Here is a 16,636-nt window from a genome sequence, read left to right as displayed (position 1 = left end):
ACTGCGCAATTTTTATACAGCACTCAGGACTGATTAAATTTGAACAACGGTAACAGGTAGCGTTGCGCCTCCTGGGTGATAATGTCGAAATATTCTGGCTCCAGCGTTCGCCATAAACGTTGATACCAGACATCATCACCTTCGCCACGTACCATCATGTTCCCTTCGTAGGCCTGCAAAAACTTGCTGCGCGCTTTCTGGAGCGAAGCCTCATCCGTTAACATGGCATCATTCTGCGCGTCGTAACAGGCTTTTATCCACGCCCCCCCACTTTCAGGCAGCAAAAGCAGAGGTTTGTTCATGCCCTGACGGTAACCTTCAATATAAAGCGACAGATACGTCAACGCCTGCTCAGGCTCCATCGGCGGGAAACGCCATTCGCCGTCCTTACGTACAAACAACCGGCTTTCACCTTCGTGACCACTCGCACTGTAGACAAGATGTTCGAGCCAGAGTTGCAGGCCATGTGAAACGCTGAGCATGGATGGCCGCCAGCGCAGCAGCCCGTCAGACTGCACGTGCGTGAGCCAGCCGCTGAGGTGCATACCGTTACAATCGAGATCGATTTCAATGCTGCTCGCCGGCTGCCGACACGCGATAACGCGGTCAGCAAGCGCTCGCATCTCCTCGCACTGGGCATCCCAGACGATTTCGCCGAATGCACCATACGGAAGTAATCCCGACGCCCTGTAACGTCGGAACAGTTTACTGGCGTCTTCTTCGTCAACCAGCGCATTCAGAAGCTGGGAATTAAGCTTAAAACGCTCCAGCCCATCAAGAATAAACGGTTCCGCATCGGGGATTTCGCTCTCTTCAGAGCGGAAATTCACCTGCAAGCGTTGCTGGAAAAAAGCCCGGACCGGGTGCGCCCAAAAACGCTGTAGCTGATCAAACGAGAGGGTATCTATGACGCGCGGTTCGAGCGTCTGAATAAAATCGGTTTGCGGCGTCCCCGCTTTCTTCGCTGCGGGAAGCCACTCGCGGGCGTAGCTTTGCAGTTCATCAGGAACGTAATTGACAGGATCAAACGGCATACGGCTATGGTGACAGGTGATATGCGCTATCACCCGACGTTCGCTTTCGTCGCAGTTGCAGGCTTCATCGCCCGGCAGATAGTGACTCTGTCCGATGTAATCCACCAGCTCCTGCACCAGCACAGACGGGAAACGCTCGCTGTTGTCCTGAATTGAACGACCGATATAGCTGATATACAGCCTGCTTTGCGCAGACATCAGCGCCTCAAGAAAGAGATAACGGTCATCATCGCGGCGGCTGCGGTCGCCCCGCTTCGGTTGTGCGCTCATGAGATCAAAACCCAGAGGTGGAAGCGCACGCGGATAAATACCGTCGTTCATGCCAAGCAGACAGACCACTTTGAACGGGATTGAACGCATTGGCATCAGGGTACAAATATTCACCGGCCCCGCAAGGAAGCGCTGGCTGATGCGCTCCTGATCGAGACGTTGCGTCAGCTCATCACGCAGAAGCGAAAGAGGAACCGCCTCGTGATAGTGCGAATTAACCCCCTCATCAACGATGGCCTGCCACTGCTTCTCGATAAGCGCCATGGCCGCTTCAGTTTCGCTGTCCGGCAGGAAGAAATCACTCAGCATTTCGCGGCTAATCGGCAGCCACTCTTCGAGCGGGCGGGGCTGCATCAACGCACGGCGCCAGCGGTTGAGCTGCATAAGCAGCGAGGCTAAGTGACCAACCAGTTCCGCGATTAACCCACTGGACTCATCGTACGGCAGCACGTCATTCCATTCGCCGTGGATGCTCTCCATCGCATACCCCAGCAGCATGCGCGTCAGGCCAAACTGCCAGGTATGCTGGCCGGTCGCAGGCAGTTCAAACTCCTGGACGTTATCATCGTCGATACCCCAGCGGACACCGGATTCGTTGACCCACTGGCGCAGATAGCGCAACCCCTCTTCGTTAATGTTGAAACGTGCGGCCAGAACAGGCACATCCAGCAGTGCCAGCACATCCTCAGAGATAAACCGGCTATCAGGCAGCGAAAGCAGGCTGAGAAAGGCCTGTAGCGCCGGGTGTGACTGACGAGCGCGACGGTCAGAGATTGCGTAGGGCAGATAGCGGTCGCCCGTTGCGCTGCCAAATACCGCCTGAATAAACGGGCTGTAGCTGTCGATATCCGCCACCATCACCACGATATCGCGCGGTGTCAGGGTTGGATCGTCCTGTAACATGGCCAGCAGGCGGTCATGAAGAATTTCAACTTCACGCTGTGGGCTGTGGCAAACGTGGATCGCGATACTGCGATCGTCAGGATCCAGTTTTCGCTTATTGTCGCTTCGCGCAAACTCCTCGGCGGTGATCCCGGCAACGGCACGGTTTTCCAAATCCAGAATATCAAGCTGAATATTGTGCAGCAGGCTGTCCGGCGTAATATCCGCAAACGCATCCACATCCCCTTCTCCCGAGGAGGTGATTTCAGAAAGCAGATAAATATAGTCGCGTCCGAGCTTGCCCCACGAGGCAAGCAGCGGGTTCGGCAGGTTCTGAATCCCCTCTTCATCAAAAAGCTGCGCCGCATTTTCACTGTCTTTAAACAGCGGCACGGCGCGTTCCTCAAAGAGGCGTTTTCTCTGGCGGGTGACCAGCCGTGAAAGCCAGCGCGGATCCTGAATATCCCCCCAATAGTGCCGACACGGGTTGGTAAAGAGGATATGGATATCAGTATGCTTACCGAGCGCTTTTAGCGCGTTCAGGTAGACAGGCGGCAGCGCGGAGATACCGCAAATGAACACGCGTGACGGCAAACGGGCTGGCCGTTCTGCGCTGTTCTCAAGTATTGAGATAAAGCGATCGTACAGGTTAGCACGGTGCCACTTAGGCTGACCGAGTTTCCCGGTATGCTCGACCAGCGCTTTCCAGAGCGGCGCCTGCCAGATTTGCGCTTCCGGTAACCCATCGACTAATTCTCCCGCTTCCCAGCGAATCAGCCAGTCTGCACGGTAAACCAGATACTGGTCATAAAGGTCGGCAGTACGTGAGGCCAGCTGGAAAAGTTTACGCTTGTCGGTGTCGTCATTCAGATAGTGCCGCAGCATGGCAAACTCATCATGCGCCAGCATGTCCGGCAGCAGCGTCATCAGTTTCCAGGCCATGCTTTGTTTGTTGAAGGCGCTCTGCTCAGGAATATCCGGCAGGACGCGAACAAACATCTCCCAGATAAAGCTCGCGGGCAGCGGAAAATCGATGTTCGCCGCAATGCCAAATTTCTGCGAAAGGGACATTTGCAGCCACTGCGCCATACCGGTGCTCTGCACCAGCACCATTTCTGGCTCAAACGGATCGTCAAGACGCTCTTGCTCAACGATATACTCCATCAGTGCTTCCAGCACATCCAGACGATTTGAGTGGTAAACCCTTAGCATAAACGCTCCCGACTAGCGGCTAACCGGGCAATGCAGACGCGTCAACGCGCCCTGCCGCCCCATAGGAGAAATAAGTGTGACCGTGATGCTGACACATCCGGACTGTGTTGTCTGCCCCCGACTGACCTGCCAGCCCGGCGGGAGCGTTAATGTTGAGATCTGCGACTGATTCCACGCATGATGCCATAGCTGACGATACTGGCTAAGCGCCGCATACCGGGCTGCCAGCGCGCGATGATAGCCGGATAACGCCATCACAACCACAACCAGCAACATCATTGCCAGCAAAACCTCAACCATGCTAAATCCTTTTTGTCTGCTCAGGGTAACTGACATAGCGTACTTTCCTTAAGGGGGCAGAAATCACTCCAGCCGTGGGCGGAAAAGCGTATCTGCCCCTCCGAGATGTCCCCGCCTCGCCATAGCAATAGATTGTCATTGCCGGCAATAAGCAACACACGCGCCCCAAGCAGCCTTATACAGACCCGCAAACGTTGTGTCTGTTTGCACTGAACCTCTGGCTGTAAAGCCCATTCCTGAACGCGCCCCCACTCCAGTGCAGATTGCACGGCAGCCTGCTGGCGAACAGACAAACTCTCGCCACTCACCAGCGTGCTAAAGGTTTGCAGCTGCTGATTTAATCCGGTGAGGATCAGCGTGCCGAGCACCAGTAATAGCAGGACCAGCGCCAGCGATGACATGCCCCGCTGACGATTCACAGATTAAACCCCGTTACGGTATGGCGAGCCGAAAAGGGTGCGGCCAGTCCACCTTTGCGGCGGGCACGCAGCTCGATACTGATGACCGGCGCAAAGCCATCACGATCGGTTTTAGTGACCATAAATTGCTCTATCAGGACCCGATCCGGGTCGGTGAGCTTATCCCATCCCTTATCGTCACAGGATGTGGCGCCCCGCAGCGTTTCAAGCGATCCGGACTCAAGCCGGAATCCCGTACTGTCGTTTTCTGACGCGGTGCTATCCCACTGGCCGTTGCTGTTCGCATCCCATAGCACAATCGCACATCGTCCTTGCCTGCCGATGATCATCCCCTGCCCCTGGCAATGCCCTGCACAATATCCTGCCCTCTGAAACTGTTTACCGATCGCGAACAGACGTTGCCAGACCTCATCCTCCAGCTCCTGCTGTCCGGATTGCAGTAAAACACCCCGCTGTAGCCCCGGTAAAAAACGTGACGTGCTGAGTAACAGAATGCTGCTTATCGTCATCGCAATAAGCACTTCCAGCAGGGAAAACCCTTTTCGATTTACTGGCATGCACCTTCTCCTGCGGCATTACACAGCCTGATACGTCCGCCATTTGAGACAATAACCCACCACCCACCAGCGCGGCTCTGCACGCGGATATGTCCGGCCCATGCGGTATCCCTTAAACCGTAAAATCCCAGCGCAGGGGTTATGTCGCTTATCGTGACCTCGGGCCACATCGGCTTCATCACGAACGGTCCGCCGCTGTCACAACCGGTCACCGCTGAACTGGCCAGACACTCCTTTTCACCGTCGTTATGCAGCGCGATCCTGTGCTCGCTGTTGTGACGGTTGGCGTCATTGCGCAAAAACACCAGGTAATCCCGCACCTGGCAGGCGGTTTGCCAAAGCCGCTGCCGCTGCTGCCAGCTGTCCCAGCCATAGAGCCCTGTGGCGCTGAGGATCACTGTCAGCGAAACGGCGATAAGGGTTTCGATAAGCGTAAAGCCTTGTTCGTTTTTCATGGCGGGAGTGTGGCGGAATAGCAAAAACGGTGCGAGCGTCAAACCAGAACTTTACGAGCCGCTTTCCGGAGATTTTCACCCGTTGCAACGCGTTGCATCATCTCTGGAAACAGGCTCGAAAAACAAAACGGGCGTGAAAAAAAACCGGCGCTAAAGAGCACCGGTTGTGTCAGGATTTGCCATATCAGATGGCGACAGGAGCTTTAATGCCGGGATGCGGGTCGTAACCCTCAATCTCGAAATCATCAAAACGGTAATCGAAGATCGATTCCGGTTTACGTTTGATCACCAGCTTCGGCAATGCACGCGGTTCGCGCGTCAGCTGGAGATGCGTCTGTTCCATATGATTGCTGTAGAGGTGGGTATCACCGCCCGTCCAGACAAAATCGCCCACTTCAAGATCGCACTGCTGCGCCATCATGTGCACCAACAGCGCGTAGCTGGCGATGTTAAACGGCAAGCCGAGGAACACGTCGCAGGAGCGTTGATAGAGCTGGCAGGAGAGCTTGCCGTCCGCCACATAGAACTGGAAAAACGCGTGGCAAGGCGCCAGCGCCATTTTATCCAGTTCCCCCACGTTCCAGGCAGAGACAATGATACGGCGCGAGTCCGGGTCATTTTTCAGCTGGTTCATGACGGTCGTGATCTGGTCAATATGGCGGCCGTCCGGGGTAGGCCAGGCGCGCCATTGCTTGCCGTAGACCGGCCCCAGGTCGCCGTTCTCATCTGCCCACTCGTCCCAGATGGAGACATTGTTTTCATGCAGATAAGCAACGTTGGTATCGCCTTGCAGGAACCAGAGCAGTTCATGAATGATCGAGCGCAGATGGCAGCGCTTCGTTGTCACCAGAGGAAAGCCTTCTTGCAGATTGAAGCGCATCTGGTGGCCAAAAATGGAGAGCGTACCGGTGCCGGTACGGTCGTTTTTCGGCGTGCCCTCGTCGAGCACTTTTTTCATCAATTCAAGATACTGTTTCATGATTCCTCAGGAAAGTTGTTGCTGTGGACGACGACGATACGCCCAAATCATCATAATGGCACCCGCGACAATCATCGGGATGGAGAGGATCTGCCCCATGCTGATGTACTGTACCCATTCCCCGGTAAACTGCGCATCCGGCTGGCGGAAGAACTCGACGATGATACGAAACGCGCCGTAGCCAATCAGGAACAGACCGGAGACAGCCCCCATTGGGCGCGGTTTGCGGATATACAGATTCAGGATGATGAACAGCACCACGCCTTCCAGCGCCAGCTCATAGAGCTGTGACATATGGCGCGGCAGAACGCCGTAGGTATCGAAAATGGACTGCCACTCAGGATGCGAAGGCAGCAGCGCGATGTCCTCCGCGCGGGAACCCGGGAACAGCATGGTAAACGGCACGCTCGGATCGACACGCCCCCACAGTTCACCGTTGATGAAGTTGCCAAGACGCCCTGCGCCCAGCCCAAACGGGATTAACGGCGCAATAAAATCAGCCACCTGGAAGAAGTTGCGTTTGGTGCGTCTGGCGAAGATCACCATGACCAGGATCACACCAATCAGCCCGCCGTGGAAAGACATGCCACCGTCCCAGACGCGGAACAGATAGAGCGGGTCGTTCAGGAATACCGGGAAATTATAGAACAGGACATAACCGATGCGACCGCCCAGGAACACGCCGAGGAAGCCGGCATAAAGCAGGTTTTCCACTTCGTTCTTCGTCCAGCCGCTGCCTGGACGACTGGCGCGACGGCCAGCAAGCCACATGGCAAAGACGAAGCCCACCAGGTACATCAGACCGTACCAGTGCAGCGCTACAGGTCCTATTGAGAAAATAACCGGATCGAATTCCGGAAAATGCAGATAACCACTGTTCATCTGTCACCACAAGATGTTGTTATTCCGCTGAAAGTGGACAGCGGGTGAATTGCATTCCCGCCGTTGGCAGGTGCTCCAAAGTTGCGAATCATAGCATAAGGCAGGCGTGGAGGATGCGCCTGAGATGTAAAAGATGTGTATAGGGTTTCATGCGCGCTGTTCCCCCTCACCCCATCCCTCTCCCTCAAGGGAGAGGGGGTCGCCGGAGCCGTCATTATTTTGTGGGGATCAGCGGCCGCCCCGGATCAAACCGCCCATGCCGCGTCGCTCCATAAACGCAGCCACCTGATGGCGCACTTCGGCTGCCAGCTGTGCTTCCAGGCTACGCGCGGCCAGTTCGCGCGCCTCATCTTGTTCGATGTGACGTAACAGGTATTTCACACGCGCAACGGAACGTCCGTTCATTGACAGGTGACGGAAACCGAGACCAATCAGGATCGCCACGCACATCGGATCGCCGGCCATTTCACCGCACAGGCGCAGGTCGATATTATGCTGCTCGGCTTCGCGGGCGATCATCGCCAGGGCACGAAGCATCGCCGGATGCAGGCTATCGTAGATGCTGGCAACGCGCGTATTGTTGCGATCGACCGCCAGAATGTATTGCGTTAAGTCGTTGGTGCCAACGGAGATAAAATCAACGCGGGTCGCCAGCTGCGGCAACATAAAGACCATCGAAGGCACTTCAAGCATCACGCCAATACGGGGTTTAGGGATCGCATAGCCGATCATCTCTTCCACTTCGCGCCCTGCACGTTCTATCAACCGCCGCGCTTCGTCGATCTCGTCAATACTGGTGACCATCGGCAGCAAAATGCTGAGATTCCCCGTGGCCGCGTTGGCACGCAGCATCGCACGAACCTGGATAAGGAAGATTTCCGGCTGATCGAGGGTTATGCGGATCCCACGCCAGCCGAGGCAGGGATTCTCTTCACTGATGGGCATATAGGGCAGTTGCTTATCCGCGCCGACGTCCAGGGTGCGCAACGTGACGGGTTTATCGTTAAACATCTGCAACATGCCCTGATACTGCGCCACCTGCTCCTCTTCTGACGGGAAGCCGCTTTGCAGCATAAACGGTATTTCGGTGCGGTAGAGGCCGATGCCATCGATGCGGCTGCCGAGCTTCTCTTCATGCTCAGGGCTTAAGCCAGCATTGAGCATCACCTTCACACGCTCACCGCTCTTGAGCTGCGCGGGCAGGTTGACGTCATCTTCCGCCAGCTTGCTTAATTCATTCTCTTCGCTGATAAGACGCTGGTACTCCTGAAGGAGAACCGGCTCAGGATCCACCAGCAACTCACCGCGGTATCCGTCCACCACCAGCGTACGGCGGTGCAGTACGGAGGGCTGAATATCCGCCCCCATCACGGTCGGAATACCGAGCGCGCGCACCATAATGGCGGCATGGGAGTTAGCTGCGCCATCGCGCACCACTACGCCCGCCAGCCTGTCCTGCGGTAATTCCGCCAGCGTCGTCGCCGAGAGTTCATCGGCCACCAGTACAAACCGGCTCGGCCAGGCATTCGCCCCCTGAATAGTATCATCAAGGTGGAACAGCAGACGTTGCCCAAGCGCGCGTAAATCGCCGGCGCGCTCTTTCAGATAACCGTCAGTCAGCACCGCAAACTGCTCGGCAAATTTTTCAATGACCTTTTTAACCGCCCACTCTGCCACCGAACCTTTATCGACCTCGGCAAATAACTCACGACGCAAACGCGCATCGGAAAGCAGGTGTGAGTAGAGGTCGAAAATGGCCGCCGTCTCTTTTTGAGCGCCAGCGGCAAAGCGTTTGCTGTAGCGACGAAACTCATTCGCCGCCTCTTCCAGCGCAGCGGTAAGCCGTTCGCGCTCAAGCGCTTCATCCAGCGTCGAGGCTTCATAGACCTGCTCCATCAGGGGGAGCGTGGCATCCATCCAGCCTTCGGCAATCGCGACGCCCGGCGAGGCCGGAAGCGCGCGGATGCGGGTATGACGATACTGCCCAAAAAGGGCTGCCAGCTGAGACTGGGAGAGGATCGCAGCCATCTGCGTTGCCAGCGTGACGAGGAAAGACTCCTCGCTTTCGTCGTACTGACGCAACTCTCGCTGCTGGACAACAAGCACGCCAAGCAGTTGACGACGCTGAATAATCGGCACGCCAAGGAAAGCGCGGAACCGCTCCTCTTTGACGGAAGGGATATATTTGAAGCTGGGATGTTTTTGCGCATCGGCAAGGTTGATTGGCTCCGCCAGTCGCCCGACCAGGCCAACAATACCTTCATCAAACGCGAGCGTGACGGTACGTCCCCGTGGTTTTTTTAAACCGCGGGTTGCCATCAGGTAGTAGCAACGTCGGTCATGGTCGGCCAGGTAGACCGAACAGACCTCGGTTTCCATCGCAAGACAGATGTCCGTCACCAGAATATTCAGCGCCTCGTTGAGGCGAGGCGCACTGGCAACCTTTTCAACTATTTCTCGCAAGCGGGTGAGCATGATTTGCGTAGCTTAACCTCTTTTACGTCGCCAGGCAGGTGCGCTCTGTGGCTTCGGAGGCGTCTCCTGAAGCTGCATCACGACACTTGCGAACTCTTTCATCACCCTACGATATACATCGCGCTTAAATGACACGACCTGACGAACCGGATACCAGTAGCTTACCCAGCGCCAGCCATCAAACTCTGGCGTGCTGCTGGTTTGCATATTGATATCTGAATCGTTGCCCACCAACTGCAAAAGAAACCACTTCTGTTTCTGGCCGATACAAACCGGCTTTGTGTCCCAACGCACCAAACGTTTCGGTAACTTGTAACGCAACCAGTTGCGGGTCGAAGCCAGGATGCGAACATCTTTTCGGCTTAAACCAACCTCTTCAAACAGCTCCCGGTACATCGCTTGTTCTGGGGACTCTCCGGGATTGATCCCGCCTTGCGGGAACTGCCAGGAGTGCTGACCATATCGCCGGGCCCACATCACCTGGCCCTGACGATTACAAATTACTATTCCTACGTTTGGGCGGTAGCCATCGTCATCAATCACCGGACTACCCCAAACTAAATCTGATATATGAATGATTGTTTCACACTACAGGGAGGCGGTAAACCACTCTCTTACAGGCCTGCAACCTAATAACATTTGAATAACTCACAATTTAGTGCGGAGTTATAAACAGATGCGGGCGACAGATACCATTTTTATTCACCTTTTCTGTGGATATAGTTGTGAAGAAGTGCGGAATTACCGATGAACAACCTTGTAGCCCGACGAGCCGCCAATTTACCCCGCTTATAATAAATCATTTAAATTCATATGATTATATTGAAATTAAAGGTATCCAGGGCGATAAACGTGACGATCATCACATCAAAGATCCTCCTGCTGATGAAAGATCGAACAGCGTCGGTTTTATCCACAGTTTGTGCCAATAAGTTAGGCACAATTTGTGTGAAAATTCGATTTTCATCGCACGTCAAGGCTGTAAATTGAAACAGTAGTGGCAGTTATTCCCAGTTATCCCATTTTTCTGTGGATAACATGGTGTAAGATCCTGTTTATTGTCAGTGACCAGAATTGCACAACCTGTTTTTTAGCCGCCGCGGGACGGATTATATTCTAAAAAAGATGATATAAATCATCCACATGGAATAGGTGCACAGAAAAAGGTAAACTCTGTCCACAAGGGATAAAATATCAGCTCATTTTTTAATCAAAAGGTCGTTAGCATGCATTCTCTCGCCCCACTGCTCTCTCCTCCCGTCAGTGAAGCCCAGTTGCTCCAGCAGGCGCAACGCCTGGCAGGCTATTCACTGGGCGAGCTGGCCGTGATGGCGGGGTTGACGATACCTAACGATCTAAAGCGTGATAAGGGCTGGATCGGCGTGTTGCTGGAACGCTGGCTGGGCGCAAGCGCGGGCAGTAAACCCGAGCAAGATTTTGCGGCGCTGGGGGTGGAACTGAAGACGATCCCCATCGATAGCCAGGGACGGCCGCTGGAAACCACCTTTGTCTGCGTTGCGCCGCTCACAGGTAACAGCGGAGTGACCTGGGAAACCAGCCACGTCAGGCATAAGCTGAAGCGGGTGTTGTGGGTACCCGTTGAGGGCGACAGGCAGATCCCGCTGGCTGAGCGTCGCGTTGGCGCCCCGCTGCTCTGGAGCCCGAATGAAGAAGAGGAGAGACAGCTTTCCCAGGACTGGGAAGAGCTGATGGACATGATTGTGCTGGGACAGGTTGAGCGTATCACCGCCCGGCATGGCGAAGTGCTGCAACTTCGTCCCAAAGCCGCCAACAGCAAAGCGCTCACTGAAGCGGTAGGCGCACAGGGCGAACCGATCCTGACGCTGCCGCGCGGTTTCTATCTTAAAAAGAATTTCACCGGGGCGCTGCTGGCACGCCACTTCCTGTTGAAAACATAGTTTTTTACCAATTTTGCGCTCCGGCTAACATAATCTCCTCCTTTTTAAGATTTCCCCCCTTTCACCTGTCGTAATATCAGGTTATTACTACACTATGATTTGATACGAGCCAGGTGAGGATGAGAACGATGAAAAAATGGGCAGTAATTATCTCAGCAGTCGGTTTAGCGTTTGCGGTATCGGGTTGCAGCAGCGACTATGTCATGTCAACGAAAGATGGTCGTATGATCCTGACCGATGGCAAACCCGAAGTCGACGACGATACCGGTCTGGTGAGTTACCGCGATCGCGAAGGCAATCAAATGCAGATTAATCGCGACGAAGTCTCCCAGATCATCGAGCGTTAAACAGATAAAGGTCAGTAGCTTGCTGGCCTTTTTGATTTTTTCCTTCCCCTTTTGCCTTCCCTCTGCCATGTTTATATTCCTTTGTCGGGAGGTTCCTGACGCAGTCTGTATGTCTAAAAAAGGAAACCGGCTATGCATTATCATCGTATCCCCCACAGCGCTCTGGAGATCAGCCAACTGGGGTTGGGCACCATGACATTTGGTGAACAAAACAGCGAAGCCGATGCCCATGCACAACTCGATTACGCCGTCAGCCAGGGCATTAACCTGATTGACGTTGCGGAGATGTACCCCGTTCCTCCCCGCCCGGAAACACAAGGTCTTACTGAAACGTATGTCGGCAACTGGCTGGCGAAACGCGGCAATCGCGAAAAGCTGGTCATCGCCTCCAAAGCCAGCGGCCCTTCCCGTAATAACGATGCCGGGATCCGCCCTAACCAGATCCTCGATCGCAAGAATATCCGTGCCGCGCTGGATGCCAGCCTCAAGCGCCTGCAAACCGACTATCTCGATCTTTATCAGGTGCACTGGCCGCAGCGTCCGACGAACTGCTTCGGTAAGCTTGGCTACACCTGGAACGAAAGTGCTCCGGCCGTTACCCTGCTGGAAACGCTGGAAGCGCTCACGGAGTGCCAGCGGGCGGGTAAGATCCGCTACATTGGCGTTTCCAACGAGACGGCGTTTGGCGTGATGCGCTATCTGCATTTGGCCGATAAACACGATCTGCCGCGCATCGTGACCATTCAGAACCCGTACAGCCTGCTGAACCGCAGTTATGAAGTGGGTCTGGCGGAGGTGACGCAGTACGAAGAGGTGGAGCTGCTCGCCTACTCTTGCCTGGGCTTCGGTACCCTGACGGGCAAATACCTGAACGGCGCGAAACCGGCTGGCGCGCGTAACACCCTTTTCAGCCGCTTCACCCGCTATAGTGGCGAGCAGACGCAAAAAGCCGTTGCGGCCTACGTGGATATCGCGAAACGTCACGGACTCGATCCGGCGCAGATGGCGCTGGCCTTCGTGCGTCGTCAGCCGTTTGTGGCGAGTACCCTGCTCGGCGCAACGACGATGGATCAGTTGAAAACCAATATTGAGAGTTTCCATCTGAACCTGAGTGAAGAGGTATTAGCGGAGATTGAAGCGGTGCATCAGGTTTATACCTACCCGGCACCGTAATAAAAGCAAAACGGCAACGTGCGTTGCCGTTTTTAGGGTTTTCACCCTCTCCCCGTGGGAGAGGGCCGGGGTGAGGGCATCAGGCCGCACAATTCAACGACGACGCTGCCAGACCCACAGCCCGCTAATCGCCAGCGCGAACAGCGCGCCGAATCCTACCCCGATTGCCACGACCGGCGCACCTGCTTTTACCGCCAGCGAGTAAATCCCCAGCATCAGTAACATCGCCATGTTTTCACCAAGGTTTTGTACCGCAATGGCGTTACCCGCCCCAACGGTCTGCTTGCCGCGCTCCTGCAACAGCGCGTTTAGCGGCACCACAAAGAAACCGCCTAACATGCCGATCAGCAACAGCAGGGCATAGGCAGGCAATAGGGCATGTTGCAGGGAGAAGAACAGAACGCCGACGCCAATCAGGATCCCCGCAGGCATGCAGCGCGCGACGGTTTCCAGCGTCACCAGTTTTGCCGCAGCCCCGGCCCCGACAACAATCCCGACGGCGACCATGGCATTCAGATAAGTCGGCGTGGCGTTGTCAGTAATGCCCAGCGCCACCGGCACCCACAGCACCAGCAGGAAACGCAGCGTAACGCCGGCCCCCCAGAACATGCTGGTGCCCATCAGCGAGAAGCGTGTTTCACCGTTACGCCACAGTACGCGGCAGGCGTTGAAGAAGCTGCCGGTCATTGGCCCGAAGCGCCAGGATTGCCCCGGACGCGCCACGGCCAGTTTGGGGATAAACAGGTTGGCGATCACCGCGCCACCGTACATCAGGGCGCAGATGCCAAGCGCGGCGAGCACATGCCAGTCTGCCAGTACGCCACCCGCCACCGAACCCAGCAGAATAGCCGCAATGGTGGAGGACTCCATCAGGCCGTTGGCCTTCACCAGCTTATCACCGGTGGTGAGCTCACCCAGAATACCGTACTTCGCCGGGGAGTAGGCTGCCGCACCAATGCCCACCAGCGTGTAGCCGACAAACGGGTTGATACCAAAGCAGATACTTGCCGCGCCCAGGAGCTTAAGGCTGTTGGCAAACATCATGACCCGACCTTTCGGGAAGCTGTCCGCCACCTGGCCGACAAACGGCGCAAATACGATGTAAGCACCCACAAACACCATCTGTAGGATCGGCTGGCTCCAGTCGGGATAAAACTCAGCTTTCAGCAATGCCAGCGTGGCAAACAGCAACGCGTTATCGCCGAACGCGGAAAGAAACTGGGCGGCGATAACCGCCATCATGCCTTTCGACCAGATTGAAGTGTTAGTGTGCACTGACTCACGCATTTTGCTGTTCTGCCTCTTCAACCATGCCCTTCAGGGTCACGAAATCGGGTTTACCGCTGCCCAGCACCGGTAACTGTTTGAGGTAACGAATATCGCGGGGGACCGCCAGCTCGGGGATACCGTGTTCGCGTGCATACCTGAGCAGCGCATCACGCTTCAGTTCACCGTCTGTCGTGAAGAGCACCAGCGCCTCGCCTTTACTGGCATCACTTTTCACCACGGTCGCATGCATTTTCTCCGCCGAGACTGCGGTCGCCAGCGTTTCGACCATTTCAAGAGAGACCATTTCCCCGGCGATTTTGGCGAAGCGTTTTGCACGTCCCTGGATCTGCACGAAGCCCTGATCGTCGAAGCGCACGATATCGCCCGTGTCGTACCAGCCCGTTTCAACCTCGCCATTGACGTTCTCGGCCGTCGGCGCCTCAAGCACGCCCGGGTTTTCCACACGCAGATAGCCGTTCATGACGTTCGGCCCTTTCAGCTGAAGACGTCCGCCGTCTTCAATACCCGGCACCGCCAGCAGACGCGCATCCAGCCCCGGCAGAATGCGGCCAACCGTTCCCGGTTTTGCCGCCATCGGAACGTTGATGGAGACCACCGGCGCGCACTCCGTCACGCCATAGCCTTCCAGAATGCGCAGGCCAAACTTGTCCTGCCAGATCTGGCGCGTGCTGTCCTGGAGTTTTTCCGCGCCCGCCACCACGTAGCGTACGCGGAAGAAATCATACGGGTTGGCGAAGCGCGCGTAGTTACCGAGGAAGGTGGACGTCCCGAACAGCACCGTGCAGTTACGGTCATAAACCAGTTCCGGCACAATGCGGTAGTGCAGCGGGCTTGGGTAGAGGAACACCTCGGCACCGGTCAGCAGCGGCGTAAAGAGACCCACGGTCAGACCAAATGAGTGGAACAGCGGCAGCGCTGACATAAAGCGATCGTTGGCGGTAAAGTCAGCAATAGTTTTAATCTGTTCGACGTTCGCCAGAATGCTTTTGTGGCTGTGAACCACACCTTTCGGGTTACCTTCAGAGCCAGAGGTAAAGAGGATAATGGCATCATCTTCCGGCTGCTGCTTAACCTGCGCCAGACGCGGCATCAGCAGGTGCGCGAAAATCCACAGCTTGTCAGCGGTCGTGACGTCTGCTTTCAGATCTTCCAGGAACACCCAGCGCACCTGCGTCAGCTGTTCCGGCAGGTGCCACAGCTTGCCTTTATCCAGGAACTGGCGGGAGGTAAAGATGGTGTTGATTTGTGCTGCGGTAATCGCGCTGGAGAGCCCTTTCACGCCCGCCGTGTAGTTCATCATCGCCGGAATGCGGCCCCGGGAGACGGCACCAAAGATTACCGCCGCGCTGATACCCGCGTTTGGCAGCATCAGGCCGATCTTTTCGCCCTGTTTACTGTACTTTTCCAGGATACGCCCGACAAACAGCGTTTTGGTCAACAGCTTACGGTAGGTATCCGGCGTAAAATTGATGTCTTCGATGCAGTTTTTCTTCGCACCGTAGCGATACTGCGCCGACAGCAACGATTCATACAGCGTTTCGCGCGGGCGAACGGCCATGCGCGCTTCCATCATAATCTGGTGCAGCATTTCCCCGGCGATTTTACGGCGGTCGCGCGCGCGCGGCGCCTCGGGCATCGGCAGTGACGTCGGCGGTAATATATGCAGGGTAATTTTCGGGAACAGACGCTGCTTCACCAGCCCTTTCAGACGGCTGAAAAAGGTCAGCTCAGCCCCGTCGATGCGTAGCGGCACGACGGTGGCCTGAGACTTCGCCGCGACAAAACCGGCCCCGTCGTAAATTTTCATCAGGGAGCCCGTCACTGAAATACGCCCTTCCGGGAAGATAACCACCGGGCGCCCCTGCCCAACCAGACGCACCAGATGTTTAATCATCATCGGTTTGGTTGGGTCGAGCGGGACAAAATCAATCAGCGGTTTGAGCCAGCGCATGTACCATTTTTCACTGATGGAGCTGTAAACCGCGAAGACGGGCCGCACGGGCAAAAACAGCGCCAGCAATACGCCATCAAGAAAAGAGACGTGATTCGGTGTGATAAGCACACGCTCGCCATAGAGTGCCTGCGTATCGCCAGTCACGCGGATGCGAAACAGGACACGAAACAGTGTGCGGAAGAACCCAAAAAGCATTTCAACTCCCTTTGCCAGCCAGTGTGAAAGGTATAAATGGTGGCAGATTACACGAGAAGTAGTGAGGGAGCGATAGCAAAAACAGAGGCGAAAAAAAACCTGCGCATCCGCGCAGGTTGGTGCAAGAGAAGAGTACGAAAACGTACCAGGAATTCTCACCAATCAATACCTCTGGGATCTTGATTGTGGCCTCCGGCGACAGGCTTCGCCAGCGGGAAAACGCAAGGGAATGAGCCGAAGTGCAACCAGGTGTGAATATTCTCTTTTGCTGTTACAGGTTGAACTTACAGGCA

General features: G+C 55.6%; 14 protein-coding genes. 3 read left to right on the top strand and 11 right to left on the bottom strand.

Annotated elements, in window-relative coordinates; all coding sequences use genetic code 11:
• Positions 1 to 23: 23 nt before the first annotated feature.
• The 9 genes from recC to rppH all read right to left on the bottom strand — a co-directional run bounded on the left by recC (position 24) and on the right by rppH (position 10,008).
• Positions 24 to 3,398, bottom strand: a complete 3,375-nt coding sequence (gene recC / locus ACOTWU_RS06330) for an exodeoxyribonuclease V subunit gamma (RefSeq protein WP_126498798.1) — start codon at positions 3,396 to 3,398, stop codon at positions 24 to 26.
• A 12-nt stretch (positions 3,399 to 3,410) separates the two neighbouring features.
• Complete coding sequence (locus tag ACOTWU_RS06325; protein ID WP_023295356.1) at positions 3,411 to 3,734, bottom strand: prepilin-type N-terminal cleavage/methylation domain-containing protein; 324 nt, start codon at positions 3,732 to 3,734, stop codon at positions 3,411 to 3,413.
• The gene (locus tag ACOTWU_RS06320; protein ID WP_126498797.1) at positions 3,719 to 4,117 is read right to left on the bottom strand and encodes a DUF2509 family protein; all 399 of its coding nucleotides are present in this window, start codon (positions 4,115 to 4,117) and stop codon (positions 3,719 to 3,721) included. The genes ACOTWU_RS06325 and ACOTWU_RS06320 overlap by 16 nt, the downstream gene beginning before the upstream one ends.
• Positions 4,114 to 4,674, bottom strand: coding sequence for a prepilin peptidase-dependent protein (locus ACOTWU_RS06315; RefSeq protein WP_126498796.1), 561 nt, complete (start codon positions 4,672 to 4,674; stop codon positions 4,114 to 4,116). Before ACOTWU_RS06315 ends, ACOTWU_RS06320 begins: the two co-directional genes overlap by 4 nt.
• Positions 4,665 to 5,129 carry a prepilin peptidase-dependent protein gene (locus ACOTWU_RS06310; protein WP_047726665.1) on the bottom strand — a complete coding sequence of 155 codons (465 nt, stop codon included), beginning with the start codon at positions 5,127 to 5,129 and terminating at the stop codon, positions 4,665 to 4,667. The genes ACOTWU_RS06315 and ACOTWU_RS06310 overlap by 10 nt, the downstream gene beginning before the upstream one ends.
• Positions 5,130 to 5,313: 184 nt before the next feature.
• A complete protein-coding gene (gene thyA / locus ACOTWU_RS06305) occupies positions 5,314 to 6,108 on the bottom strand; it encodes a thymidylate synthase (RefSeq protein WP_015571751.1) in 795 nt (264 codons plus the stop codon).
• A gap of 6 nt (positions 6,109 to 6,114) precedes the next feature.
• A complete protein-coding gene (lgt, locus tag ACOTWU_RS06300) occupies positions 6,115 to 6,990 on the bottom strand; it encodes a prolipoprotein diacylglyceryl transferase (RefSeq protein ID WP_003862787.1) in 876 nt (291 codons plus the stop codon).
• A gap of 228 nt (positions 6,991 to 7,218) precedes the next feature.
• Positions 7,219 to 9,465: a phosphoenolpyruvate--protein phosphotransferase gene (gene ptsP / locus ACOTWU_RS06295; protein WP_015571752.1), complete on the bottom strand. Its 2,247-nt coding sequence runs from the start codon at positions 9,463 to 9,465 to the stop codon at positions 7,219 to 7,221.
• A gap of 12 nt (positions 9,466 to 9,477) precedes the next feature.
• Positions 9,478 to 10,008, bottom strand: a complete 531-nt coding sequence (gene rppH / locus ACOTWU_RS06290; protein WP_003862791.1) for an RNA pyrophosphohydrolase — start codon at positions 10,006 to 10,008, stop codon at positions 9,478 to 9,480.
• 683 nt (positions 10,009 to 10,691) lie between these two features.
• Here rppH and mutH point away from each other — a divergent pair.
• The 3 genes from mutH (at position 10,692) to ACOTWU_RS06275 (ending at position 12,904) form a co-directional block, all read left to right on the top strand.
• Positions 10,692 to 11,384, top strand: coding sequence for a DNA mismatch repair endonuclease MutH (gene mutH / locus ACOTWU_RS06285; RefSeq protein ID WP_017692735.1), 693 nt, complete (start codon positions 10,692 to 10,694; stop codon positions 11,382 to 11,384).
• 128 nt (positions 11,385 to 11,512) lie between these two features.
• Positions 11,513 to 11,731: a YgdI/YgdR family lipoprotein gene (locus ACOTWU_RS06280; RefSeq protein ID WP_003862794.1), complete on the top strand. Its 219-nt coding sequence runs from the start codon at positions 11,513 to 11,515 to the stop codon at positions 11,729 to 11,731.
• A gap of 132 nt (positions 11,732 to 11,863) precedes the next feature.
• Positions 11,864 to 12,904 carry an NADP(H)-dependent aldo-keto reductase gene (locus ACOTWU_RS06275; RefSeq protein ID WP_126498795.1) on the top strand — a complete coding sequence of 347 codons (1,041 nt, stop codon included), beginning with the start codon at positions 11,864 to 11,866 and terminating at the stop codon, positions 12,902 to 12,904.
• 93 nt (positions 12,905 to 12,997) lie between these two features.
• Here the strand turns inward: ACOTWU_RS06275 and lplT are convergent, their stop codons facing one another.
• Together lplT and aas are read right to left on the bottom strand one after the other, a co-directional pair.
• The gene (gene lplT / locus ACOTWU_RS06270) at positions 12,998 to 14,191 is read right to left on the bottom strand and encodes a lysophospholipid transporter LplT (RefSeq protein WP_003862801.1); all 1,194 of its coding nucleotides are present in this window, start codon (positions 14,189 to 14,191) and stop codon (positions 12,998 to 13,000) included.
• Positions 14,184 to 16,343, bottom strand: coding sequence for a bifunctional acyl-ACP--phospholipid O-acyltransferase/long-chain-fatty-acid--ACP ligase (gene aas, locus ACOTWU_RS06265; RefSeq protein WP_032102920.1), 2,160 nt, complete (start codon positions 16,341 to 16,343; stop codon positions 14,184 to 14,186). Before aas ends, lplT begins: the two co-directional genes overlap by 8 nt.
• Positions 16,344 to 16,636 lie beyond the last annotated feature (293 nt).

This window comes from Enterobacter cloacae complex sp. GYL001 (assembly GCF_049237125.1).
GTDB classification, from domain to species: domain Bacteria; phylum Pseudomonadota; class Gammaproteobacteria; order Enterobacterales; family Enterobacteriaceae; genus Enterobacter; species Enterobacter hormaechei_C.
The sequence above is the reverse complement of the archived record's forward strand: the minus strand, read 5'-3'. Positions and strand labels throughout refer to the sequence as shown.

What these genes read in the sequence shown, in the direction of transcription:
- recC (WP_126498798.1), bottom strand. Translation starts at nt 3,398, where the DNA reads ATGCTAAGGGTTTACCACTCAAATCGTCTGGATGTGCTGGAAGCACTG.
- ACOTWU_RS06325 (WP_023295356.1), bottom strand. Translation starts at nt 3,734, where the DNA reads ATGTCAGTTACCCTGAGCAGACAAAAAGGATTTAGCATGGTTGAGGTT.
- ACOTWU_RS06315 (WP_126498796.1), bottom strand. Translation starts at nt 4,674, where the DNA reads ATGCCAGTAAATCGAAAAGGGTTTTCCCTGCTGGAAGTGCTTATTGCG.
- ACOTWU_RS06310 (WP_047726665.1), bottom strand. Translation starts at nt 5,129, where the DNA reads ATGAAAAACGAACAAGGCTTTACGCTTATCGAAACCCTTATCGCCGTT.
- thyA (WP_015571751.1), bottom strand. Translation starts at nt 6,108, where the DNA reads ATGAAACAGTATCTTGAATTGATGAAAAAAGTGCTCGACGAGGGCACG.
- lgt (WP_003862787.1), bottom strand. Translation starts at nt 6,990, where the DNA reads ATGAACAGTGGTTATCTGCATTTTCCGGAATTCGATCCGGTTATTTTC.
- ptsP (WP_015571752.1), bottom strand. Translation starts at nt 9,465, where the DNA reads ATGCTCACCCGCTTGCGAGAAATAGTTGAAAAGGTTGCCAGTGCGCCT.
- mutH (WP_017692735.1), top strand. Translation starts at nt 10,692, where the DNA reads ATGCATTCTCTCGCCCCACTGCTCTCTCCTCCCGTCAGTGAAGCCCAG.
- ACOTWU_RS06280 (WP_003862794.1), top strand. Translation starts at nt 11,513, where the DNA reads ATGAAAAAATGGGCAGTAATTATCTCAGCAGTCGGTTTAGCGTTTGCG.
- ACOTWU_RS06275 (WP_126498795.1), top strand. Translation starts at nt 11,864, where the DNA reads ATGCATTATCATCGTATCCCCCACAGCGCTCTGGAGATCAGCCAACTG.
- lplT (WP_003862801.1), bottom strand. Translation starts at nt 14,191, where the DNA reads ATGCGTGAGTCAGTGCACACTAACACTTCAATCTGGTCGAAAGGCATG.
- aas (WP_032102920.1), bottom strand. Translation starts at nt 16,343, where the DNA reads ATGCTTTTTGGGTTCTTCCGCACACTGTTTCGTGTCCTGTTTCGCATC.